The sequence below is a fragment of the Bacteroides oleiciplenus YIT 12058 genome, assembly GCF_000315485.1.
Lineage (GTDB): Bacteria > Bacteroidota > Bacteroidia > Bacteroidales > Bacteroidaceae > Bacteroides > Bacteroides oleiciplenus.
Genome location: NZ_JH992940.1, coordinates 1,811,747 through 1,835,261, shown reverse-complemented (window position 1 = coordinate 1,835,261; position 23,515 = coordinate 1,811,747). Strand labels below are relative to the sequence as shown.

The window sequence follows — 23,515 nt, the reverse complement described above, 5'->3', positions numbered from 1 at the left end:
GGGAGAATTATCTCGCCCTGTCACGTATAATCACTAAACTTGAACTGGAATGATTAATAAATCTAAAGATATACTCCGAATTGGTATTAGTCCTATATATATTATCTATTTTTAGACAATAAAGTTCCTTTTAATCCAAATACTCCATGAATATTCGAAAAACACACTTGCTCATTCTGCTATGCACATTCTGTATTCTTACTCCGGTGTATACACAGCAACCACTTTTTGAGGAATTCAAAAAGACGGCAGGGGATTATGCTGCTCTTTATACCAATAAAGTAGAAGTTGGCTATAGCCCTTATTTTTATATTAACCATCCTTACTGGGATACGGATGAATTTCAGAAAGGTGCAGTTTGCTATAATGGGCTATTGTATACTGATATACAGCTCCGCTATGATACCTATAAGAAACAGTTGATTGTGATTACTCCCGAAAAGCGGATACTTCTTCAGGTGGATATGAGGAAAGTGGATTACTTCATTATTGGTGAGAAGAAGTTTATGCCTCATAAGGATACTTACTCTGCGTTGCTGTATAATAGTCCGCAGATGAGGCTGACGCAATACGTTTTGTGTAGGTTGGGAGCGTCTGTTGAGAAAAATAGGATTAGCTATAGGAAATTCGAGAAGAATGCGCGCTTTGTGTTGTCTAAAGATGATACGGAATATATAGTAACCTCCCGTTCCAGCTTTCTTAAACTCTTTCCGGTCTATAAGAAACAGTTAAAGAGATACGCAAGAGAACAAGACTTGAACTTTAGCATTTCTCATCGTGCTGAGACTTTGACTGCATTGACAAAATATGCTGATTCTCTGATTAATAAGAAATAGCTATGAAAGTACATTCTATAAAATATATAGCAGTTGTTCTATTTATTATGTCTCCTTTTGCTGTATGGGCACAACAGCTGACGACAGATAGTATTTCTATTTTTGAACTGATAGATGCTGTTGAAAAAAGTACCTCTTGCCGTATCTATACGACAATTGCAGAACCTTTTAAAGTGAAAAGGAGTGAGACTGTAAAACCTACTGCTGAGAGTTTGCGACAGGCATTGACTCCCACACGCTACAAAGTCACTGTTTATGGGAATCAGATATTTATTCTTCCGGATGCGTATTTGTCTACAACCCTTACTCCGGTTCTGAAAGGTGAAAAGAACACAGATGATGAGCAATCTTCTTCTTTTATCCCTATAGTGAAATCTTCTTCTGAGAATAAAGTGTATGAAATAGGAAATAAGTATAAGCCCTCCTCTGAAGAGATGGTGACGTTGACTGGAAGAGTGACGGATTTTAAATCTGGGCAGAATTTGGAAGGCATTAATATTGTACACAGGGAACCGTGGGTTGCCACTGCTACTGATCGTCAGGGAAATTTCACGATTAAGCTGCCTGTAGGATATAACACCATTGAAATCAATGGATTGAATATAAAAGGAACTCGTCGGCAGTTTATGGTCTATGGAGATGGAACTGCCCATATAGAGTTGGAAGAGGAGAATCATCTGCTGGATGAGGTAGTAATTGTTTCCGGACGTGTGCAAAATGTAAGAAGTACCCAGTTGGGTATGGAAAAGTTCCAGCCCAGCTTACTAAAGAATATCCCTACAGCTATGGGGGAAGTGGATCTCTTAAAAATGCTTCAGACTCTTCCGGGTATCAAAACTGTAGGTGAAGCGTCCAGTGGCTACAATGTTCGCGGAAGTGCTGCGGATCAGAATTTGTTATTACTGAACAACGGAACGATTTATAACCCTAACCATCTGTTCGGCTTCTTCACTGCTTTTAATTCGGATATGATAAAGGATGCAGAACTCTATAAAAGTAGTATCCCCAGCCAGTATGGAGGACGCATAGCTTCTGTGCTGAATATCACCAGTAAAGAAGCCAGTAAGGAGAAGTTTACAGGTTCGGCAGGCATCGGGCTTGTGACCAGTAAACTCAATCTTGAAATACCCATCATTAAAGAGAAAACATCGCTTCTTCTGAGCGGACGTACCACTTACTCGGATTGGATTATGAAGTTGCTACCTGAGAAGAGTGGGTACCGTGATGGAAAAGCCGGATTTTATGATTTGGGGGGTGTGTTCTCGCATACACTGAATGAACGGAATAAGCTGAATGTATACGGTTATTACAGTCACGACCGTTTTGCTTTTAACGATAACCAGAAGTATGCTTATAACAATATGAACCTCTCAGCGAATTGGAGAAGCATCTTTTCCGAGAAGTTGACCGGGAATTTTTCTTTCGGTTATGACCATTATGATTATCTGAATGATGAGAGTGTAGAGGAGACAGCTGCTGTCCGGTTGTCATTCGCCATTAACCAATGGTTTGGGAAAGCGGATTTCACTTACAAGCTCAATGATGCCCATACGTTGAATTTCGGACTTATGAGCCAGTTTTATAATATAAATTCGGGAACTTATGAACCGTTGCATGAAAGTTCATTAGTAAAACGGGATCAGCTTCAGAAGGATAAAGCTATGGAAAGTGCCATTTATATCGGTGACCAATGGGAAGTAACTCCTAAACTATCTGTAAATGCAGGCATACGCTACTCCATGTTCAACCTCTTGGGGCCGCGTACCTATTATACTTATCAGGATGGCATGCTTCCCTCTTCTGCTACCCTTGTCGATTCCGTATCAGTGGGTAGTGGAAAAGTCGTTAAAACTTATCAAGGACCTGAATTCAGACTATCTGCCCGGTATGCTTTCAATGATGACTTCTCGGTAAAGGCGGGTTTCAACACAATGCGGCAATATATTCATAAGGTGTCGAACACTACGATTATGTCGCCCACGGATACTTGGAAACTGAGTGATGCTAACATAAAACCTCAAAATGGCTGGCAGTTGGCAGCAGGAGCCTACTATAACACTCCCGGGCAGGTACTGGAATTATCAGTGGAAGGATACTACAAGAAACTCAATGATTATCTGGATTATCGCAGTTCTGCCAAGTTAGTGATGAATCATCATTTGGAAACGGATGTGATAAACACGGAAGGTTATGCCTATGGCGTTGAGGTCCAGGTGAAGAAACCGTCAGGTAAGTTGAACGGATGGGCAAGCTACACTTATTCCCGCACGTTCCTGCGCCAGAATGACCCGCGTATAGCCCGCCCCGTCAATAATGGTGAATGGTATCCGACGGAATATGACAAACCGCATGACTTCAAGCTGGTAGGAAACTATAAGTTCACCCGCCGATACAGTGTATCTTTCAATATGGATTACAGTACAGGACGCCCTACCACTATCCCTGCCGGACAATACTATGACCAAGGCTTGAAGTCTATGCAAGTATATTACACGGACCGTAATAGTTACCGGGTTCCAGATTACTTCCGCCTTGACCTTGCTTTCAATGTGGAGCCGAGCCACCATCTGACTCTGTTGACGCATAGTTCTATTTCTTTCGGTATCTATAACCTGACCGGAAGAAAGAATGTTTACTCCATTTATTACGTATCTGAAAAAGGGAAAATACAAGGATATAGGATGTCCATTTTTGGTGCTCCCATTCCCTTTATTACTTATAACATTAAATTCTAAAGCGGTATGAAGAAGAGAATGAATATATTAGTCCTGGCAGGTTTACTATTGTTTACTCTGAGCAACTGTATTGATGAATTTAATGCGAAACTTCCGGATGACGGTGTAGGGTTATTAGTGATTGAGGGCAATATCATTTCGGATAGTACCGTGGTGTTTGCATTGAGCCGCACCTTTTCTTTGAATGAGGAAGACTTGCCCGAAGGGTATAACCAGATTGTTGCCGATGTCAGTGTGGTAGGGGATGACGGGACGCGCATCATAGGAACTTCTATTGGCGATGGCCGGTATCAAGTGCGGATTGGAACATTGAATAAGCAGGTTCGTTATGGACTGGAAGTGAAGTATGAAGGGGATACTTATAATTCTGAACTTCAATATCCGATAGAAACCCCCGCAGTTGCAGATGTCACCTTTGAGCAGCCGGAGAATTACGGCACTATATATATACGCCTTTCTACACAGAAAGCGGACGGCACGGTATATTATATCTGGACTTATGAAGAAGACTGGGAAGTGAGAGCGGCATTTTATTCCAAGTGGATTTACGACCCGTTGACAGAAAAGGTTCAGATTTTCGAAAAAGCTCCTTATGCACAAGGTTGGGGGCATTCCGAATCCAGTAAAACGCTTGTAGGTTCTACAGAATCGAATGTAGAGAATCTGTTGAAGAATAAAAAGATGTATTCTATTGCTTCCGACAATATTAGGGTTTCGTATTATTATAGTACGCTGATTAAGCAGAGGGCTTTGTCGAAAGGAGAATTTGAGTATTATGAGAATAAGGCGAAACTGAGTGAGAGTATGGGTGGGTTGTTTACTCCCCAACCGTCGGAACTACCTACCAATATCACTTGCAGTAATCCGGATAAACAAGCGATAGGCTATGTGGGAGTCAATATGAATGTAAGTGAATATCGACTTTATATTTCGACTAATGATATACAATATGATAATCCGTATGATTGTAGCTGTCTGACGGATGAAGAGATAGGTGGCAGGTCTAACCATGATTTGTATTTGGATGGGTATCGTATTGCTTATCCTGATATACTAAGTTACCAGTGGGCCCCCAAAGAATGCACAGACGTTCGCACTTTGGGTGCGACTCTCAATAAACCTTCTTTCTGGCCGTTACCGGACAGAGAATATTAATATCAGAAGTATCATGAAGAAAATAATATCCATCATCATTTGTTTAATTTCAGTAGTGGCTTTGCAGGCTCAGACTACTGAGTGCATGAGAATATATACTGATAAGGACAATTATCTGGCAGGGGAAGATTTGTGGATAAAGGTTTGTGTAACCGACTCCGCATTTGGTGAAAGTCTGACAAGTAAAGTGGCCTATGTGGAAATTAGTGATATGCGCCAGATGTATGTACAAGGTAAGATAGCCCTGCAAAATGGTGTAGGGTGGGGGCATGTCCGCTTTCCTCAGACGATGCATTCGGGCACTTATCAGCTTACGGCATATACCCGTTATATGAGGAATCAGTCAGCAGATAGTTTTCCAAAGAAATACATTGCTGTGTTGAATACCAATCAGGCTATGGAGGAAGATAATGTGGAAGTCCTGACGGATTCAGCGGCCTTGATTTCTGATAATATGATTACTTCTCCGTTGCGTTTGTCAACAGATAAATCCGTATACGGTAACCGTAACAGGGTGATTTTGAAATTACCCCAGTTGTCGCCTAATATGAAAGAACTCTCTTTATCTGTAGTGAGGAAAGACTGTGTGATGCCTGCTTTTCCAACTTCCGGTTATTTATTAAAATCGGACAATGATCCTGATAATCATCTTATTGCCGAATGTGAGGGACATATCGTAGTCGGGAGGTTGATAGGAGCATCTGCTGATTCTGTGGATGCACGGTTGTCTTGTGTGGGTAAGGATATCCGGATTTTTGACGGACAATCACAACCTGACGGCACTTATGCCTTTTATACTTCGGGAATAACGGATATGCAGGATATTGTTTTGTCGGCTTTGCCGGGAAGCGGGCGTCAGGCTCGATTGGAAATAGCTTCCCCTTTTGCCGGGATACTACCCGCAAAACTTCCGAAACTCCGCATAGCATATAATGAGGAAGCATTGGTAGAACGTAGTATCGGAGCGCAACTACACCACATCTTGCCGGTTGACTCTACCCATAACAAGAGTATCTTGGAACAATTGCATGATTTTTATCCATCAATCAGTTACAATCTGGATGAATATGTTCGTTTCAATACAGTGCGTGAAGCATTCATTGAGTTTGTGATGGGAATACGCGTAAGTAAATCGGAAGGCAAAACGATTATCAGGCTATTGCAAGAGGATATGAAACGCTTTAGTAGCTTGAAAGCATTAGTATTGATAGATGGAGTTCCTATTGAAAATCATGAGACAGTGCTGGACTATAATGCGCGCCTATTGCACTTTATTCATCAATATAGTGGCAGATATACATTTGGCGGCAAACTGTATGATGGGATTGTTTCGTTGATAACACATAAGGGTTCACTTCCCGGATTGCGTCTGGACGAGAATTCCCAACTGTTTGCTTATGAGTTTCCGCAAAACAGGCCTGCCTTTGTGACTCCGGTGTATGCTTTGGAGGAGCAAATAAAATCTCGTATTCCTGACTTTCGCCATACGCTTTACTGGAATCCGGAAATTACGCCTGCAACGGATACCGTTAGTTTCTATACGTCGGATATGAAAGGGCGGTACGTGGTTACTTTGCAAGGGATTACCGCTACAGGTGAAGCGGTTAGAACCCAGTGCGAGTTTGTTGTGCAGTAATTCTAATCAGCCAGCATTCGTCTTCTATACTCGGTCGGGGTAAAACCGGTATTCCTCTTGAAAGATTTGTTGAAATGGGATATTGTATCGAAACCACATTCGGTGCTGATTTGGGAGATATTCATATTGTCTAAGGAGAGTAGCTTGCAGGCATATCCAATGCGCATGTCCAGTATGTAGTTTTTCAGGGTTTTGCCTGTCTTACTTTTAAAGAAACGGCAGAAGGAGGCAGGAGACATGGCAGCCAGACAAGAGATTTCATTTAAATCCATATGGCGCGTATAGTGTTGGTTCAGATAGGCAAGGATTTTGTCTATCCGGGAGTTGCCGTGTATCTGGTCCATTTGCTCCGAGGGAGGAAGAATGACTTTGGAACTTATATCGGACATCTCTTTGAACAGTTGCAGGATAGATAGAATCTGATCCATGCCGGACTCCAAAGGAATATTTTCAAGTAAGTCGATTGCTTTACCGGAACATCCGGCAGGAAAGTATATGCCTCTCTGTGAATCATCCAACAGCTTTTTTATTTTGGTAAACTGGATGTAGTGCCGTATGGAATACTGCATAAAGTCCTGTTCAAACTGTATGATGGTGCCTTTGGTCCGGAGATTGCTGTCGGCGGCATGATAGATGTCGTCGCTCTTCATGTAGTGGGGGAGGTTGGAACCAATCAGGATGAAATCCCCGTCTCTAAAGTTTTCCATGCTGTTTCCGATGAAGCTGGTTCCCGTGCCTTCTTTGAAATAGATGATTTCATATTCGGCATGAAAATGCCATGGGTATGTAAAGTGAGCATAATCATAGAAACGGGCTTTGATGGGCGATGACTCTGAGATAGGGAGTTGCTCATTTATCATTCTTCGGGTGGCTGACTTCATAAGTGGCAAATTTAGAGTTATTCTTTGCAAATATAGGAAAAAAAGTCCGTGAATCAATTCGCTATTTTTGCAAAAGAATAATCAAATATACAGAAGCTCTAACGTATAATTAGTAGTAACTTCATTCTCCTCCTTCTTGAAGGAGGAGAGTTAGGATACTTTTATTACGTTGAACATTAATGAATAAATAAAGAACGAAAATGGAAAAGACTTGGAGATGGTTTGGCAAGAAGGATAAGATTACGCTGGATATGCTGAGGCAGATAGGCGTAGAAGGTATTGTAACCGCTTTGCACGATGTGCCGAATGGTGAAATCTGGACAGAGGAAGCTATTAATGATTTGAAGAAATACATTGAATCCTATGGCTTGCGCTGGTCTGTGGTGGAGAGTTTGCCGGTTTGCGAGGCAATCAAATATGCTGGGCCGGAGCGTGACCAACTGATAGAAAACTATAAAGTCAGTCTGGCAAACTTGGGAAAATGTGGCGTGAAGACTATCTGCTATAACTTTATGCCAGTTATCGACTGGATACGTACGGACTTGCAGCATCCCTGGGCTGACGGTACGTCATCCCTCTATTTTGACCGCGTTCGTTTCGCTTACTTCGACCTCCGCATCCTCGGACGCAAAGGAGCTGAGAAAGACTATTCTCCCGAAGAACTGGCGAAAGTGGCGGAACTGGACAAGACAATCACCGAAGCCGAGAAAGACGACCTCATCGACACGATTATTGTGAAGACGCAAGGTTTCGTAAACGGTAATATTAAGGAAGGAGATAAGAATCCGGTGAATATCTTCAAGAAATTGCTGGCTTTGTACGAAGGCATCGACCGTGATGCACTTCGTGAAAACATGCGCTATTTCCTTTCTGCCATCATGCCTGTATGTGAAGAGTATGGTGTGAATATGTGTGTGCATCCTGATGACCCACCGTTTCAGGTATTGGGCTTGCCTCGCATTGTGACGAATGAAGAAGATACCGCTTGGTTCCTGAATGCAGTGGATAACCCGCACAATGGATTAACTTTCTGCGCAGGTTCACTCAGCGCAGGCGAGCATAACGATACCCGTGATTTGGCGAAGAAGTTTGCAAAGCGTACTCATTTTGTGCATCTGCGCAGTACGGCTGCCATGCCTGGCGGCAACTTCATAGAAAGCTCCCACCTGGAAGGACGCGGACACTTGATTGACCTTATCCGTACCTTCGAGAAAGAAAACCCGGGACTCCCCATGCGTGTAGACCATGGTCGGATGATGCTGGGTGATGAAGACAAAGGTTACAATCCCGGATACTCATTCCACGGCCGCATGCTGGCACTGGCACAGGTGGAGGGAATGATGGCAGTGATACAGGATGAAATTAATAATTAAAAATTAAAAAAAGACATTATGAACGAACAATTCAGTATTGCAGGCAAAGTGGCAGTGATCACTGGTGCCGGTGGTGTATTGGGTGGCAGTATTGCCAAATGTTTTATGGAACAAGGTGCTAAAGTTGTAGCGGTCGATATTCGTCAGGAACAACTGGACAAGCGCGTGGAAGAACTGAAGACTTACGGTGAAGACATTATCGGCATCGTAGGTAATGTGCTGGACATTGCCAGCCTCGAAAAGTTGGCCGACGATATCGTTGCTAAATGGGGACGTGTTGACATCCTGCTGAACATTGCCGGCGGCAACATGCCGGGTGCTACCCTTGCTCCCGACCAGAACTTCTTTGATATGGACATCGCGTGCTGGGATAAAGTGACCAGTCTGAATATGAACGGAACCGTTTACCCGTCTCTGGTATTCAGCAAAGTGATGGCTAAACAAGGCAAAGGATGCATTGTGAATGTATCTTCTATGGCAGCTTACAGTGCCATCACTCGTGTTCCGGGCTATTCGGCAGCGAAAACAGCCGTTGCCAACTTCACTCAGTGGCTGGCAAGCGAACTTGCATTGAAGTATGGAGACGGTATTCGGGTGAATGCCATTGCTCCGGGCTTCTTCATCGGCGACCAGAACCGTGCAGTCCTCATCAATCCCGATGGCTCACTGACGGACCGCAGTAAGAAAGTACTGGCTAAGACCCCGATGAAACGTTTCGGTGATATCAACGAGTTGAACGGTGCCGTACAATTCCTGTGCAGCGATGCCGCCAGCTTCGTGACGGGAGCGTTACTGCCGATTGATGGTGGTTTCAGTGCATTCAGCGGAGTATAAGAACTGTTGCCGGAATACACCGGAGAACGGGCTATTATAAAAACAGGCAGATGAAGTTGAATCTTTATCTGCCTGTTTAAGTATCTACCCTATGTATGGTCAATACTGAAGTATGAAGCTTTCCGCCACTTTCAGAAAACGTTCATGCCCTTTCTTATTCAGATGTGCCGTATCCTTGTTTCCCTGGAAATATATTTTCCTGAAAGTATCGTTATCGGCATAGATACTCCCTTTCCTGGCACAGTCGAAAATGGGAATACTGTAATTGCCGCAGACTTCAATCATTGCATCTACTATTTTCTCCGAATTACTTCCTTTGAAGTCCCTGCAGTTCCACCGGGTGAAAAAGAATATCTTGGCTGTGGGATATTTCTCAACAAGTCCTTCACAAAGTATTCCCAGCCTGTCTTTAAAGTTGCCTATGCCTCCGATGGAGTCCAGCTTGAAGGAATCATTGTGCCCGCCAATTACGATGACATAGTCTAAACTGTCCGGCATTTCCTTATACCTTAAATACATGGCTTCTCCCCAGCGGGGACTGGAATAGGCTATGCTGCTTCCGTTTCTTCCGTAATTGAAATACTCCATGCCATGTTTCCGGGCGAAAGCATAGTGCCAGGTATTTTCTACGGGTTCTTTATGGTTTCTGACATAGCTGTCTCCAATGACACCTATGCGTTTGCCTTTAAGTTCATCTGATGACGAATCGGTAGTTGCCGGCTGTGCATGGCTGACGATGGCAGACAGACAACAGCCCGTAAATAGTAGTTTCTTCAGGATTGATTTCATTCTCATACTTATCGGATTTTTATGGTTAGTATTGTAGGTTTCTTGCCACAGGACTGGCAAGACTTTGCCACTGCATTGGCAGTAGCTTGCCAGTCCTGTGGCAAAAGTTTGCCAATGCAGTGGCAAAGACTTGGCAATGTATCTGCAACAATAAGGCCTGCCTATTGCTTCAGTGCGAATACCAATACCCCTGCCGTAGGAATATCTGTTGTCCCTATCAGAGCTTTCGCCCCTGCCGGAAGCGTAAACGAGTAAGGCTTGTCACTGTAATTAAGTACGATGCCCAATCCGTTGCGATACTCCATTGTCACGCCATAGGGCAAGTCCATGACGGGGATGTTCAGTTCAGCATACAGCTTTTTCAATACATCCTTTTCCAGAGCGCCGTCCGTGCTATCGATGCCTACATACGTGATGCTGCCTTTGCCGAGTTTTCGGGTGCTGATTGCAGGTTTTCCTTCATAGAATTCTTCGATATACTTGCCCCATGTATGGCAGTCCTTGCCCGGTTTCAGTATCTCACCCCAAGTATTCCAGGTGTATTCCTTACCGTCCATGACGTACTTTCCCGGTTCTTCGGGAAGGAGGAGGTCGTAGAATTCCATCTCATTGCCCGTCAGCTCGTCAATCATGGAGCCGAAGGGAGCTTCGGGCAGACGGCCGTAACGGTCTTTTTGTGCAGTGCGGCAGGTCAGCACCAGGTTTCCGCCTTGCTTTACGTATTCGGTCCAGCGGTCCACCAGTGCTTTGTCCGCCATCTGATAGGCAGGGGCAATCACTACAGGGTATTGCGACAAGTCTTTGCTTTCGTTGATGATGTCCACTGGGGCGCCGAAGCTTTTCAGGGTGCGATAGTACTTCTCGACGTGGGCCATTGTGTTCCAGGTGCGGTTCTGTTTCTGCCGCTCGATGCTCCATGCGTTCTCGTGGTTGAAGAGGATGGCGGTGCGGCGTGCCCGGTAATCGGCAGGCTTCACCTCACGGGCTTTTGCCTGGGTGCGTAGTTGCTTGATTTCTTTCATGAATTGTTCAAACTCCCGTCCGCCGGGGGTGATGGTGGTGCCGTCTGTGTTTACAATGCCGTAGTGGTATTGCTCTGTTCCGTAGAGTGGCTGGCGGTAGCGGTAGGTACATGTGAAGTCGCTTCCACCGGCAAAAACACTCCACAGCCACAAGCGTACGGCACCGGGCAGGGGTTGCGGGTTGATGCTTCCCCAGTTCACTTGGCCCGGCTGGAGTTCCATTACTCCGTAGGTGCCTTGCACGGGGCGGAAGAAGTCGTTGGCAAAGGCGATGCGCAACGGGTTGCCCACACGGTATCCGCGACGGCCGATGCCTTCGTTGTCGCCGTATACCATGTAGCGGGTATAGCTCACAAAGTCAAGGTCGGGGCTGCCACCGATATGTCCTTCATCATAATTAGGGATGTAGTTTGTGGTCACCCATTGGTTGCGGGCATGCTTCTTGATGAGCAGGCATTGCTCGTTCAGGAAGTCATTCGTCTGCCCGGCGGCAAAGCGGCGATAATCCAGAATCTGGTGATGATTCATGAACATCTGGGCGGTTTTGGGAAGGGTAATCTCATCGAAAGACGAGTAAACCTCGCTCCAGAAGGCTGTGCCCCAGGCATCGTTCACTTCCTTAATATTGTTGTGGTACTTATTTCTCAGGAACTGGCGGAAAGCTACTTCGGCAGCAGGATTATAATCGAACTGCACGGCAGGTTCGTTGTCGAGCTGCCAACCGATGATGCGCGGGTCGTTGCCGTAATGCTGTGCCAGCTTCTCTATCATCTTATAAGATAGTTCCCGGTAAACGGGAGAAGCAAACGAGGCATGCTGGCGTGCGCCGTGGTCGAGGATAGTTCCGTCTTCCTGCTTAATCAGGATTTCCGGATACTTGCGGCTCAACCAGACGGGTGGGGTGGCGGTAGAAGTGCACATGATAACCTTCAACTGGTACTTATCGGCCAGGGCAACCGCTTTGTCCAGCCAGGTGAAGTCATACTTCCCCTCTTCCGGTTCCAGTTGTGCCCAGGCAAACTCGGCGAAGTGCGTGAACTCGAAGCCCAGTTCGTGCATTTGTTTGAAATCGCGTTCCCACTGGCTCTCGTCCCAGTGTTCGGGATAATAGTAAGCACCGGTCAGGGTGAGGTCTTTGTCATTGAACCATGCAGGTTGTGCAAAGAGCATTCCGGTCGTCAGACAGGCGCAGAGTAAGGTGAAAATCAGTTTCTTCATGGGTATTTTACTTGATAGGTTTATATATAGGCAAAGGTACGCGACGGGGCGAAAACAGGCTATGGAAAATAGTACAAATCTATGCAATATAGAGCCTTTTTAGATGAATTTCCATGTAAATGTACATGTTTCCATTCGTTGGGATAGTGAAAAGGCCTATTTTCGCAGCATGATTAATAAGCGGAATATAATGGATACTATGAAGAGAAATCTTACTATCATATTATTGTTGCTTCTTGTGCTGGCAGAGATGAAAGCGCAGGCACTTCCTTTCCGTTTATCTAAAGGGGCGGGCACTTTCCGCCTGGGCATAGTGGCGGGCGACAAGAGCCGTTGGCTGGACGAATGTGAACTGGAAAAAACGGGAGACCGGACATACATAATAAAGGATGCATTGTTAGGAATAGGTAAAATTAGGTTAATGATATGCCCTCTCACGGATACTAAAGGGTTGTTAGTGGAGGTTTCCGGCTCCCGTTTACCAGAAAATCTGTCCTTGTGCTGGGCCTTTGGGGCTTGCAACGAAGACGAAGCGCTCTCAGGACAAGGCGCTGTAATCTTTCCCGAAGCCTGCCGGGACAATGTATTCAGCGATGAAGAAAATGCTTTCACGGTGTACTATGGTGCAAGTATGGCCCTGCGCGTCACGCAGGGGATAGCGCCTATCGGCTCGGAGCTTCGCCTGTCGGATGCCCGCCGGCAAACGTCGCCACTCGAGTTGTATCACTCCGGAAAGAAAACGGATGCTCCTGTCATTTCCTCTCTTTATTCCTGGAATGCGAAGGAGAAATGCTACTTCTGTTTCTATAAACAGAATGCTGGGGCGGATTATAATTACTTCATGTTGCCGCAACTGTTTGAAAAGGAGAGTAAGAGATGAGACGTTTAGCTTTATTCATATCGGCCTGTTGCTGGATGCTTGTGATGCAGGCAGCCATCCATAATGTGAAAGATTATGGTGCCCGGGCTGACGGGGTGACTATCGACTCGCCCGCCATCAACCGTGCCATTTCTGCGGCTTCTGCCGGAGGCGGCGGAACGGTGTATGTTCCTGCGGGTGAATATGCCTGTTACTCCATCCGTCTTGCCAGCCATGTTCATTTATATCTGGAACAAGGTGCGCGCATCATTGCCGCTTCACCCACTCCCGACGGAGGATATGATGAGGCGGAACCCAACGAGCACAACCGTTATCAGGACTTCGGCCACAGCCATTGGAAGAACTCCCTCATCTGGGGAATCGGCCTAGAAGACGTAACCATCAGCGGACCGGGACTCATCTACGGCCGTGGACTGACCCGTGAAGAGAGCCGTCTGCCGGGAGTGGGGAATAAGGCCATCAGCCTGAAACTTTGCAAGAATATCACACTGAAAGACTTCTCAATGTTGCGTTGCGGGCATTTCGCTCTGTTAGCTACGGGAGTGGATAATCTGAGTATCATCAACCTGAAAGTGGATACTAACCGTGATGGGTTTGATATAGATTGTTGCAAGAATGTACGTATCACCGGATGCAGCGTTAATTCTCCCTGGGATGATGCCATCGTATTGAAAGCCTCTTATGCCCTCGGTAGTTTCAGGGATACGGAGAATGTGATTATTTCCGACTGTTACGTCAGCGGCTACGACCGCAGCGCCATGCTGGATGCCACCTGGCAACGCGATGAGCCTCAGGCTCCCGACCATGGCTATGTGACGGGACGCATCAAGCTCGGCACAGAATCCAGCGGCGGTTTTAAGAATATCGCCATTACAAACTGCATATTCGAGCGTTGCCGTGGCCTTGCCCTTGAAACGGTGGACGGCGGACAGCTGGAAGATATTGTCATCAGTAACATTACGATGCGGGATATTGTGAATGCTCCTTTCTTCCTGCGCCTCGGCAAGCGTATGCGCAGCCCCGAAGGTACTCCGGTGGGGGCAATGAAACGCATTCTTATCAGTAACGTCAATGTGTTTAATGCCGATTCTCGCTATTCCTCCATAATCAGCGGCGTGCCGGGAGCGTTGATTGAAGATGTGACATTCAGCAATATCCATATTTACCATCAGGGAGGATATAGTGCGGAAGACGGTCAACGCATCCCGCCCGAGAATGAAAAGACTTATCCGGAGCCGTGGATGTTTGGTACTATTCCGGCAAAGGGTTTTTATATCCGTCATGCCCGTGGCGTGACTTTGAACGATGTACACTTCCATTACAAGCAGGCGGACGGCCGTCCTTTGTTGGTGACGGATGATGCCGATGGGTTGGTATATCGGAATATAACAGTGGACGGTAAAGAGTATAAGAATTAATAAATTTATAACCACACCATGAAAAAGAAACTATTAGGAGTTTTCCTCTTTATGAGCCTCATATGCGGGAGCGCTGTTGCCCAAGAGCTACCCGACAAGAAAGAGACGCTCAAGAATCTGGTAAAAGTGAATGATTACTTTATGAAGAAGTATGCGGACTATCGTACTCCGTCTTACAATGGCATCATACGTCCCAGTAATATCTGGACACGTGCCGTGTATTATGAGGGATTGATGGCGTTGTACTCCATCTTTCCCCGTGAAGAATATTACGATTACACCTATCAATGGGCTGACTATCACAAATGGGGAATGCGCAACGGAAACACCACGCGCAATGCGGACGACCAGTGCTGCGGACAGGTTTATATAGATTTGTATAACATGTCTTCCGATCCGGAGAAAATCAGGAAAATCAAGGCCAGCATCGATATGGTGGTCAATGCTCCTCAGGTGAATGACTGGACGTGGGTGGACGCCATACAAATGGCAATGCCCATCTATGCCAAGCTGGGTAAGTTGACAGGAGAGCAGAAATATAATGATAAGATGTGGGAAATGTACAGCTATTCCCGCAACGTGCATGGCAAGAACGGACTCTTCAATCCGAAAGACGGATTGTGGTGGAGAGACGCCGACTTTGTGCCTCCTTATAAGGAACCGAATGGAGAGGATTGTTATTGGAGCCGTGGGAACGGTTGGGCATACGCTGCATTAGTGCGCGTTCTGGAAGAAATTCCGGCAGACGAACTGCATCGTGCGGATTACATTAATGACTTCCTTGCAATGAGCAAGGCTTTGAAGAAGTGCCAGCGTACGGATGGCTTCTGGAATGTGAGCCTGCATGACGAAACGAACTTCGGTGGAAAAGAGACAAGCGGCACGGCGCTGTTTGTTTACGGTATGGCTTGGGGCGTACGCAAGGGATTGCTGGATAAGAAAGAATATCTGCCGGTATTGCTGAAAGCCTGGAATGCAATGGTTCAGGATGCTGTTCATCCAAATGGTTGCCTGGGATATGTGCAAGGAACAGGGAAAGAACCGAAAGACGGCCAGCCGGTGACCTATGATAAAGTACCTGATTTTGAGGATTACGGTGTAGGTTGCTTTCTGTTGGCAGGAGCAGAAGTTTATAAATTGAATTAATTAGTAACAGATTTCATAGATTATAGTATAATTGATCGGATGAATCAATTAGGGGGAAGGAGGGACTGTGAAGTCGTTCCTTTTCTTTTTCTTTGCGAGATAAACGATAACTAACATAAAATGACAGAGTATATGAGACAGATTGCAGTATTAATGATTTGGGGTGTGTTGATTGCATTTAGTGCGAACGCACAAAGCTATAAATTCGACTTCACACCTGGTAAGAAAGTAAAAGATGGATATGTCAAAGTGATACCTACTGACCGGTATGACGAAGAAAAAGGCTATGGATACGATTTATCCGCCTCTCCCGATGGCAAGAGCAAGGCTCCTTTCTTCTTCTCTGTTGCCGTGCCCGATGGAAACTATCACGTCACAGCCATTGTCGGTAGCAAACGCAGTGCAGGAGAAACCACTCTGCGAGGAGAGTCCCGCCGCCTCTTCTTCGAGAATGTAAAGACAAAAAAGGGAGAATTATCTTCCTGCTCCTTTACAATCAACAAACGTAATATACATATCTCGGAAACAGAAGATGTACGCATCAAGCCCCGTGAACGCAGCAAACTGAACTGGGATGATAAACTGACTTTGGAATTCAACGGAGATGCTCCTCAACTGACCGAATTAATCATCAACCGCGTGGAAAACGTTCCTACTATTTTCCTATGCGGTAACTCCACCGTAGTGGATCAGGATAATGAGCCTTGGGCCAGTTGGGGACAAATGGTTACCCGTTTCTTCACTGATAGTATCTGTTTTGCTAATTATGCTGAATCCGGCGAGTCGGCCAATACCTTTATAGGTGCCGGTCGCCTGAAGAAAGCCTTGACGCAAATGAAGCCAGGCGATTACATCTTTATGGAATTTGGTCATAATGACCAGAAGCAGAAGGGACCTGGCAAAGGTGCTTTCTATTCCTTTATGACAAGTCTGAAAACTTTTGTAGATGAGGCACGTGTCCGTGGTGTACAGCCGGTATTGGTAACACCTACCCAACGTCGCAGTTTCGATGAGAATGGCAAGATAAAGGATACCCATCTAGACTTCCCCGATGCAGTGCGTTGGCTGGCAGAAAAAGAGAATATCCCTTTGGTAGATTTGCATGCTATGACCCGTATCTTATATGAAGCAATGGGAGTAGACGAATCTAAACACGCTTTCGTGCACTATCCTGCCAATACCTATCCGGGACAGAATAAACCTTTGGCAGATAATACCCATTTTAACCCGTATGGTGCTTATCAGATAGCTAAATGTGTAATTGAAGGAATGAAGAAAGCAGAGCTACCCTTTGTGAAATTTCTGCGTACAGATTATGAAGGATATAACCCTGCCCAACCGGATGCCCGCGAAAGCTTTAAATGGAATGATTGTCCATTTACGGAAATTGAGAAGCCAGACGGTAATTAGGAGAGAATAGAATACAAATTACGCGAATTACGCAAATGTTTCTCTGAGTTTTAAAGAAACTATATTTGCGTAATTCGCGTAATTTGTGTTCAGCTACTCTGCTTTCGAACTGTTTTTTTTAATCTTTCACTATATCAGCTTTTCCGCATCCGGTATTATAATTTCCCCTCTATGGAGTGTCAGTAGTCCCTCTTCCTGCATACCGTTCAAAGCTTTCGATACGCTCAACCGTGTATCATTGATAGCATCGGCAAGCTCTTCCATCTTAATTTTCAATATCTTTTCTCCCGAAGGGCGTTCAATGTGCGAAAGAATAAAATCCACAATACGCGCTTCAAGTTTATCAGGCACTTTTGTCCACAAACGGTTATAGCAGGTTTGTGCCCGGTTGCTGATGATATTCATATAGTTAAGGCGGAAGATTTCATATCTGAACAAATCATTCATAACAAATGCTTTACTGATAGTTACGGTACGTACTTCTGTGCGTGCTACGTGAGTAGATACATAGGAAGTATTCATACCGAATAAAGATTGCGGTTCTATCAGGTAAGGTGCCTGGAAGAACTCTGTAAAGGTGTAAGAGTTATCTGTAGATGAAGTAGATGAAGCGATTTCTCCATTCAAGATAAATACCAGTTGCCCACATGCCGCACCTTTTTTTACTAAAACTTCTCCAGCTTTGTGCTTGGTGAAATGTAATTTAACTTTTCCTAATATACTGGTGAAGTCCTCGTGAGCGAGGCCTTGAAATAGTGGTAATTGGAGCAGGGTGTCATACATCGTTTCCATATCTTTATCAACTTCTTGTTTGAAAACAAATGTAGGCATAATAGCTATCTGGCGTAAACACTTAGCCTTTCTTTTTGTTTTTTTTATTATTTCTTAAACGTGCTATTCATTCAAGTAATTAAATCTTGCGGAATGCATAAAAATCGATTATCTTTGCAAAAAAAAGGAGGAACGTATGTTTGCAGCATTCAATTTACAACAAATGATAAGTGCTTTTATCGTACTATTCGCAGTTATCGACATTATTGGTTCTATTCCTATCATCATCAATCTGAAGGAAAAAGGAAAGGATGTGAACGCATTGAAAGCGACGTTGATATCCTTTGCATTGTTGATCGGCTTCTTTTATGCCGGAGATATGATGTTAAAGTTATTTCATGTGGACATTGAGTCGTTTGCCGTTGCCGGTGCATTCGTTATCTTCCTGATGTCTCTGGAAATGATTCTGGATGTGGAAATATTCAAGAATCAAGGGCCTATCAAGGAAGCTACTTTAGTACCTCTGGTCTTTCCGTTGCTGGCTGGTGCCGGTGCATTCACCACTTTGCTATCCCTTCGCGCGGAGTATGCCAGTGTCAACATTATCATTGCTTTGGTGCTGAACATGTTATGGGTGTACTTTGTGGTCAGTATGACTGGACGTGTGGAGCGTTTCCTGGGCAAAGGCGGCATTTATATCATCCGTAAGTTCTTCGGTATCATTCTGCTGGCTATATCCGTGAGATTGTTCATGGCGAACATTACGTTGCTGGTGGAGGCGCTACATAAGTAGCGCCTGCCGAGCTTTTATTTTTAATAACTGTTTATTAATCCGTTATTGTCACTTTTACTTTCTTATCCTTCACAAGGATGTAATATTCACCATTATCCAGGAAACGTTCTCCATTGGAGTTGACGAAGCTCAAATCACGCATCGGGTCTACTTCAAAGCGGAATGTATGTGTCTCACCTGCCTTAATCAGTTGCTTGTCGAAATGTTTCAGTTCCTTGACCGGGCGTGTGATCAGACAGAACGGGTCGGAAATATACCAGTGTACCACTTCCGCACCACCACGTTTCCCGGTATTGCTAACCGGAATTTCTACTGTGAATTTCTCATTACGCTTGATATCAGCTTTTGAAATTTTGATGTCACCGTAACTGAAAGTTGTATAGCTCAGACCGTATCCGAATTTATATAATGGAGTAGAAGGGATGTCCTGATACTTGCCACTATTGGGGCGTGCACTTTTACGCTGGTTGTAATAGAGGGGAATTTGTCCGGTGGAACGGGGGAAAGTGATGGATAGCTTGCCCGAAGGATTGACACGCCCTGATAATACACCGGCCAGAGGCTTGCCACCCGGTACACCCGGTTGCCACATTTCGACGATAGCATCACAAAGAGGCTCAACTTTGGCAAGTCCCAGTGGACGCCCGTTTGACAATACCAATACAATGGGTTTTCCGGCTTTCTTCATTTCAGCGATGAATTGTTCCTGTATGGCGGGCAGTTCTATGATGGAACGTGAAGTATTTTCGCCGCTCCATCCTCTCTTTTCACCCATGCACAACAGGACGATGTCGGCTTTCCGTGCTGTTTCCAGAGCTTCGCTGAACTTGGAAGTATCTTCACTGTCGAAATCGCAGCCATCAGCATACACTAAATTGGCTTTACCGGCAAATTCCTCGTCCAGAGCTTCGTTGATGCCGAGAACATTCTCAACGCGTCCGTGACCGGACCAGGAACCTAAGAGTTCCGTGTTATTCTTAACCATAGGCCCCATAACGGCAATTGTTTGTTTGCTGTCGGTGGCAATGGGCAGAATGTTGCCTTCATTTTTTAATAAAACGATAGTCTCTTCTGCCAATTGCTCGGCAGTAGCCAGACTTTGAGGTAACAGAAAACGCTCTTGCTCTGTGGTTTCTTTTATATAAGGAGTGTCGAACAGACCGAGACGGAACTTGACACGGAGCACGCGTTTCACGGCATCGTCAATCTGTTCCATGGTTATTTTACCTTCCTTTACCAGTTCAGCCATATGTCTGTCGTAACAATGTCCCATCATGTCCATTTCTACTCCGGCACTGAAAGCTTGGCAGGCAGCTTCCTTACGGTTGGCAGCAGAACCCTGGTCGATCAATTGCGGCACGGCCCCCCAGTCGGATACGACGAAACCGTCATGTTTCCACTGTTTCTTCAGGATGTCGGTCAAGGTATAATAGTTGGCACTTCCGGGAACGCCGCTGATGTCATTGAAAGAGCTCATCAGGGTGGCGGCACCGGCTTTTACTCCGGCTTCATATGTGAGGAATGTAGGTGTCCCATAAAGTCTGATTGGATATTTCGCTATAAACATAATCCCGTCCGGCTTCAAATGCACCGTAACCGATGTAGTGCTTCAAACAGGAAGCCACTCGTTTGCTGTCGGACATATCTTCGCCCTGATAACCTTTGACGGAAGCTACACCGAACACGGCATTGGTATATGGGTCTTCGCCATATCCTTCGGCTACACGTCCCCAGCGTCCGTCGCGTGCAACGTCAATCATGGGAGAGAAGGTCCAATCCACACCGGACATCCGGGCTTCTTGGGCGGCGATGGCGCAGGCATCTTCCACTAAATTCAAATTCCAGGAACAAGCCTGTGCCAGCGAAATGGGATAAACGGTGCGAAAACCGTGAATGACGTCGTAGCCGAAAATAATGGGAATGCCGAGACGCGACTCTTCCATGGCTTTTTTTTGTGCGGCATTGCGCAGTTGGGCATCTGCGTCGAAGTAGATGACCGAGCCTATTTCTGCCGGAATACCTTTGACCTCTTCTCCTACATTGTTCGCATTGTTATTTCGCCCTAATGTATATTGGTTCAATTGCTGGATTTTCTCTTCCAGAGTCATTTTGCCAACCAGGTCATTCACGCGCTCTTCAATGGGAGCTTTAGCACTTTTATAGACGGGTTGTGTCTTATCGGCAGCCATTGCTCCGCTTAGCCAGCCACCCAGAAGGATACAACTGATGAATGTAAGTTTCTTCATATTATTATTATTAGATCGGCGTGAAATTACCACTTTTTGCGTAAATATCCAAACTTCTCAGGCAAAGGGGGAACGCTTGTCATATCCATCGGTTGAATTTCCTTTTCTCTCTATATTCTTCTCTATATACTTGATGTTTTTTCGTAGCAAATTCGGTTATTTCTCGTAAAATGGTATATTTAACCGAATTTGAACCGAATATGTACCGAGTTTATATCGAGTTTGCATTGAACTTATAATATGCTTTCTCTCTATTTTTATTGTATTTTGGATATATATTTGGAAAATATGCAAAAAGACTATATCTTTGCACCCAAATTAAGAACAATGATGAAATATTTATGTACATATAATCCTCTGATACGATTGCCGCAGAATGAACAAAACTGCTGCTGTAGCATCGTGCATGTACATTGGTTTAGTGGTTTTATCTAAATGCTTCTATAAAACTTTTTCTATTTTTAGCCGGATGTTTTGATACCGGCGGTCTGTTTTTCAGTTACTCATATTTTGTAATTGCGGTTGTTGTTGCGTTCTTGCCGGGAGATAAGCTTTTCTGGCAAGGCAGGCAAGTGTTCCGCGCATTATCTAAACTAGAATTGATATGTTTAAAATAGTTGGCCTGATGTTCTTGGGCATGGTTATCGGTTATGGTTTTCGCCGCATTTCGCTTTTGCGTAAAGTGGAGGTGTCTATATCTTATACGGTATTTTTGCTGTTGTTTGTTTTGGGTGTTACCATAGGTTCCAATAAACTGATTGTGGACAACCTCTTTTCTTTTGGTTGGCAAGCGGTATTGCTGGCTTTGTCTGCTACGGTAGGCAGCATTTTGGCTTCATGGATTGTATTAAAGTTGTTTTTCACTTCTAAAAAGAAAAAGGTATGAAAGATAGTTTGATTGTATTGGGAGTTTTTGTGGGCGGATGCCTGCTGGGAGTCTTGGGATATTTTCCGGTGGATCTGAAGACAGGTAATATGTCTATATATATATTGTATGCGTTGATGTTTCAGATAGGCATCAGCATTGGTTCGAACAAGGAGTTGAAGAGTATGATTTCTCAGCTCCGGCTGAAGTTCCTGCTGATACCGTTGGCAACTATCAGCGGAACGTTGATTTTTTCCGCACTTGCCAGTCTGCTGCTCAGTCGTTGGAGCATCTTTGACTGTATGGCGGTGGGAAGCGGTTTCGCTTATTATTCTCTGTCGTCTGTGCTGATTACGCAATTCAAAGAAGCTTCAATCGGGCTTCAACTGGCAACGGAATTGGGCACTATTGCTTTGCTGGCAAATATATTCAGAGAAATGATGGCTCTGTTGGGGGCGCCGCTGCTGGCACGATACTTCGGGCGACTGGCGCCTATCTCGGCGGCAGGCGTCAATTCGATGGATGTGATATTGCCTGTCATTACCCGTTATTCGGGGAAGGATATGGTTCCCGTAGCCATATTTCATGGCTTGCTCATTGATATGAGTGTACCGTTTTTTGTTTCTATGTTTTGCAAATTATGATGGTTGCTCTTCTTTCGTTTGATTGCAGTCTGTCTCTGCAATCTTATAGGCTTCTTCCGCATTGTTGCAATCATCACATGTTTCATCCTCTTCGCCGGGCTCTTCATCAGACGTTTCTTCTTCGTCTGCAAACGGGTCCGGTCGTTGAGGTCCGTATCCCATGAATGCCAGGGAACAGATGGTGCCGGCTATGGCTCCGCTGAGATGGCCTTCCCACGAGGTCGTTTCTTTGGCAAAGAATGGGAACATATTCCATATCAGTCCGCCATAGAGGAAGGTTACCAATAAGGATATGGCAATCAGTGGTACATGTTTCCGCAAGATACCGCTGAAAAATAGAAAGAATGCAAGGCCGTATATGATTCCACTGGCCCCGATGTGCCACCCAGGTTTGCCTATAAGAAAGGTAAGAGCTCCACAACCTATCCAGATAGCAAAGAATATATAGGAAGCTATGTGCCGATAAAAGTAGAACAGGCACCACGACAAGAAGAATAGTGGCAATGAGTTTGCCAGCAAGTGTCTCCAGCTGCCATGTACCAATGGGTGTGCAAAAATGCCAAATACTCCTCTCTGCTCCATGGGATACACACCCAATTTTCTGAAATCCCAATCCATGCCCACTTCCAGGAACTTCAGTAGGTAAAGAATAAAAAGAAGGAATAACGGTATAACCGCTGCCAGAGCTATCCGGCGTATATCATGCTTCATATTTTCGTATAGTCTTCTTTAATTATTGTACAATGCTACAAATAATTTAAGTAAAAATGAAAATAAATGAACTTTTTATTTTGCGTATTGTCTTTAATTTGTATTTTTGGGCATCACTACCATACTTGGGAGCGTTCTATCGCAGGTATGGA

18 protein-coding genes and 1 pseudogene are annotated in these 23,515 nt (G+C 45.0%); 13 read left to right on the top strand and 6 right to left on the bottom strand.

All coding sequences use genetic code 11. The annotated features are described in order from the left end of the window. Positions 1 to 146: 146 nt before the first annotated feature. From HMPREF9447_RS07720 to HMPREF9447_RS07705, 4 genes are read left to right on the top strand one after another with little or no spacing between them, the layout of a single operon-like run. Positions 147 to 836 (top strand): hypothetical protein, encoded by a 690-nt coding sequence (locus tag HMPREF9447_RS07720; RefSeq protein ID WP_009129146.1) that lies wholly within the window; start codon positions 147 to 149, stop codon positions 834 to 836. Positions 837 to 838: 2 nt separating this feature from the next. Further along, positions 839 to 3,571, top strand: coding sequence for a TonB-dependent receptor (locus tag HMPREF9447_RS07715; protein WP_009129145.1), 2,733 nt, complete (start codon positions 839 to 841; stop codon positions 3,569 to 3,571). Between the two features lie 6 nt (positions 3,572 to 3,577). Next, positions 3,578 to 4,726, top strand: a complete 1,149-nt coding sequence (locus HMPREF9447_RS07710) for a DUF4249 domain-containing protein (protein ID WP_009129144.1) — start codon at positions 3,578 to 3,580, stop codon at positions 4,724 to 4,726. 13 nt (positions 4,727 to 4,739) lie between these two features. Beyond that, the gene (locus tag HMPREF9447_RS07705) at positions 4,740 to 6,362 is read left to right on the top strand and encodes a hypothetical protein (RefSeq protein ID WP_009129143.1); all 1,623 of its coding nucleotides are present in this window, start codon (positions 4,740 to 4,742) and stop codon (positions 6,360 to 6,362) included. Positions 6,363 to 6,364: 2 nt separating this feature from the next. Here the strand turns inward: HMPREF9447_RS07705 and HMPREF9447_RS07700 are convergent, their stop codons facing one another. Further along, positions 6,365 to 7,243 (bottom strand): helix-turn-helix domain-containing protein, encoded by an 879-nt coding sequence (locus HMPREF9447_RS07700; protein ID WP_009129142.1) that lies wholly within the window; start codon positions 7,241 to 7,243, stop codon positions 6,365 to 6,367. Positions 7,244 to 7,443: 200 nt separating this feature from the next. Here HMPREF9447_RS07700 and uxuA point away from each other — a divergent pair, with 200 nt between their 5' ends. Further along, a complete protein-coding gene (uxuA, locus tag HMPREF9447_RS07695) occupies positions 7,444 to 8,616 on the top strand; it encodes a mannonate dehydratase (RefSeq protein WP_009129141.1) in 1,173 nt (390 codons plus the stop codon). 18 nt (positions 8,617 to 8,634) lie between these two features. Beyond that, positions 8,635 to 9,450, top strand: coding sequence for an SDR family oxidoreductase (locus HMPREF9447_RS07690; protein ID WP_009129140.1), 816 nt, complete (start codon positions 8,635 to 8,637; stop codon positions 9,448 to 9,450). A 99-nt stretch (positions 9,451 to 9,549) separates the two neighbouring features. On the opposite strand, the gene HMPREF9447_RS07685 is transcribed toward HMPREF9447_RS07690, so the two are convergent. After that, entirely contained in the window at positions 9,550 to 10,245 is a 696-nt protein-coding gene (locus HMPREF9447_RS07685; RefSeq protein WP_009129139.1) for an SGNH/GDSL hydrolase family protein, read from the bottom strand. A gap of 155 nt (positions 10,246 to 10,400) precedes the next feature. Continuing rightward, positions 10,401 to 12,479, bottom strand: coding sequence for a beta-galactosidase (locus HMPREF9447_RS07680; RefSeq protein WP_009129138.1), 2,079 nt, complete (start codon positions 12,477 to 12,479; stop codon positions 10,401 to 10,403). A 199-nt stretch (positions 12,480 to 12,678) separates the two neighbouring features. Between HMPREF9447_RS07680 and HMPREF9447_RS07675 the strand changes: the two genes are divergently transcribed. The 4 genes from HMPREF9447_RS07675 (at position 12,679) to HMPREF9447_RS07660 (ending at position 17,333) form a co-directional block, all read left to right on the top strand. After that, on the top strand, positions 12,679 to 13,359 hold the full coding sequence (locus tag HMPREF9447_RS07675) for a DUF4450 domain-containing protein (RefSeq protein WP_044137840.1): 681 nt from the start codon (positions 12,679 to 12,681) through the stop codon (positions 13,357 to 13,359). After that, positions 13,356 to 14,777 (top strand): rhamnogalacturonidase, encoded by a 1,422-nt coding sequence (locus HMPREF9447_RS07670; protein ID WP_009129136.1) that lies wholly within the window; start codon positions 13,356 to 13,358, stop codon positions 14,775 to 14,777. The genes HMPREF9447_RS07675 and HMPREF9447_RS07670 overlap by 4 nt, the downstream gene beginning before the upstream one ends. Positions 14,778 to 14,795: 18 nt before the next feature. Next, positions 14,796 to 15,923 carry a glycoside hydrolase family 88/105 protein gene (locus HMPREF9447_RS07665; protein WP_009129135.1) on the top strand — a complete coding sequence of 376 codons (1,128 nt, stop codon included), beginning with the start codon at positions 14,796 to 14,798 and terminating at the stop codon, positions 15,921 to 15,923. Positions 15,924 to 16,055: 132 nt separating this feature from the next. After that, positions 16,056 to 17,333 (top strand): rhamnogalacturonan acetylesterase, encoded by a 1,278-nt coding sequence (locus tag HMPREF9447_RS07660; RefSeq protein WP_009129134.1) that lies wholly within the window; start codon positions 16,056 to 16,058, stop codon positions 17,331 to 17,333. A 129-nt stretch (positions 17,334 to 17,462) separates the two neighbouring features. Here HMPREF9447_RS07660 and HMPREF9447_RS07655 read toward each other — a convergent pair whose 3' ends face one another. Next, positions 17,463 to 18,125, bottom strand: coding sequence for a Crp/Fnr family transcriptional regulator (locus HMPREF9447_RS07655; RefSeq protein WP_044137838.1), 663 nt, complete (start codon positions 18,123 to 18,125; stop codon positions 17,463 to 17,465). Positions 18,126 to 18,300: 175 nt separating this feature from the next. Between HMPREF9447_RS07655 and HMPREF9447_RS07650 the strand changes: the two genes are divergently transcribed. Next, positions 18,301 to 18,897 (top strand): MarC family protein, encoded by a 597-nt coding sequence (locus HMPREF9447_RS07650; RefSeq protein ID WP_009129132.1) that lies wholly within the window; start codon positions 18,301 to 18,303, stop codon positions 18,895 to 18,897. Positions 18,898 to 18,931: 34 nt separating this feature from the next. On the opposite strand, the pseudogene HMPREF9447_RS07645 reads toward HMPREF9447_RS07650, so the two are convergent. Further along, positions 18,932 to 21,143, bottom strand: a pseudogene (locus HMPREF9447_RS07645) (glycoside hydrolase family 3 N-terminal domain-containing protein). A gap of 604 nt (positions 21,144 to 21,747) precedes the next feature. Here HMPREF9447_RS07645 and HMPREF9447_RS07640 point away from each other — a divergent pair. Together HMPREF9447_RS07640 and HMPREF9447_RS07635 are read left to right on the top strand one after the other, a co-directional pair. Beyond that, positions 21,748 to 22,029 carry a LysO family transporter gene (locus HMPREF9447_RS07640; RefSeq protein WP_044137563.1) on the top strand — a complete coding sequence of 94 codons (282 nt, stop codon included), beginning with the start codon at positions 21,748 to 21,750 and terminating at the stop codon, positions 22,027 to 22,029. Then, positions 22,026 to 22,652 carry a lysine exporter LysO family protein gene (locus tag HMPREF9447_RS07635; RefSeq protein WP_009129128.1) on the top strand — a complete coding sequence of 209 codons (627 nt, stop codon included), beginning with the start codon at positions 22,026 to 22,028 and terminating at the stop codon, positions 22,650 to 22,652. Before HMPREF9447_RS07640 ends, HMPREF9447_RS07635 begins: the two co-directional genes overlap by 4 nt. Here HMPREF9447_RS07635 and HMPREF9447_RS07630 read toward each other — a convergent pair. Continuing rightward, complete coding sequence (locus HMPREF9447_RS07630) at positions 22,647 to 23,363, bottom strand: rhomboid family intramembrane serine protease (RefSeq protein ID WP_009129127.1); 717 nt, start codon at positions 23,361 to 23,363, stop codon at positions 22,647 to 22,649. The two genes, HMPREF9447_RS07635 and HMPREF9447_RS07630, sit on opposite strands and share 6 nt — an antisense overlap. Positions 23,364 to 23,515 lie beyond the last annotated feature (152 nt).

Coding starts and splice junctions, on each gene's coding strand:
- HMPREF9447_RS07715 (WP_009129145.1), top strand. CDS start 839: ATGAAAGTACATTCTATAAAATATATAGCAGTTGTTCTATTTATTATG.
- HMPREF9447_RS07720 (WP_009129146.1), top strand. CDS start 147: ATGAATATTCGAAAAACACACTTGCTCATTCTGCTATGCACATTCTGT.
- HMPREF9447_RS07710 (WP_009129144.1), top strand. CDS start 3,578: ATGAAGAAGAGAATGAATATATTAGTCCTGGCAGGTTTACTATTGTTT.
- HMPREF9447_RS07655 (WP_044137838.1), bottom strand. CDS start 18,125: ATGGAAACGATGTATGACACCCTGCTCCAATTACCACTATTTCAAGGC.
- HMPREF9447_RS07665 (WP_009129135.1), top strand. CDS start 14,796: ATGAAAAAGAAACTATTAGGAGTTTTCCTCTTTATGAGCCTCATATGC.
- HMPREF9447_RS07705 (WP_009129143.1), top strand. CDS start 4,740: ATGAAGAAAATAATATCCATCATCATTTGTTTAATTTCAGTAGTGGCT.
- HMPREF9447_RS07650 (WP_009129132.1), top strand. CDS start 18,301: ATGTTTGCAGCATTCAATTTACAACAAATGATAAGTGCTTTTATCGTA.
- HMPREF9447_RS07700 (WP_009129142.1), bottom strand. CDS start 7,243: ATGAAGTCAGCCACCCGAAGAATGATAAATGAGCAACTCCCTATCTCA.
- HMPREF9447_RS07685 (WP_009129139.1), bottom strand. CDS start 10,245: ATGAGAATGAAATCAATCCTGAAGAAACTACTATTTACGGGCTGTTGT.
- HMPREF9447_RS07635 (WP_009129128.1), top strand. CDS start 22,026: ATGAAAGATAGTTTGATTGTATTGGGAGTTTTTGTGGGCGGATGCCTG.
- HMPREF9447_RS07640 (WP_044137563.1), top strand. CDS start 21,748: ATGTTTAAAATAGTTGGCCTGATGTTCTTGGGCATGGTTATCGGTTAT.
- HMPREF9447_RS07660 (WP_009129134.1), top strand. CDS start 16,056: ATGAGACAGATTGCAGTATTAATGATTTGGGGTGTGTTGATTGCATTT.
- HMPREF9447_RS07680 (WP_009129138.1), bottom strand. CDS start 12,479: ATGAAGAAACTGATTTTCACCTTACTCTGCGCCTGTCTGACGACCGGA.
- HMPREF9447_RS07690 (WP_009129140.1), top strand. CDS start 8,635: ATGAACGAACAATTCAGTATTGCAGGCAAAGTGGCAGTGATCACTGGT.
- HMPREF9447_RS07630 (WP_009129127.1), bottom strand. CDS start 23,363: ATGAAGCATGATATACGCCGGATAGCTCTGGCAGCGGTTATACCGTTA.
- uxuA (WP_009129141.1), top strand. CDS start 7,444: ATGGAAAAGACTTGGAGATGGTTTGGCAAGAAGGATAAGATTACGCTG.
- HMPREF9447_RS07670 (WP_009129136.1), top strand. CDS start 13,356: ATGAGACGTTTAGCTTTATTCATATCGGCCTGTTGCTGGATGCTTGTG.
- HMPREF9447_RS07675 (WP_044137840.1), top strand. CDS start 12,679: ATGAAGAGAAATCTTACTATCATATTATTGTTGCTTCTTGTGCTGGCA.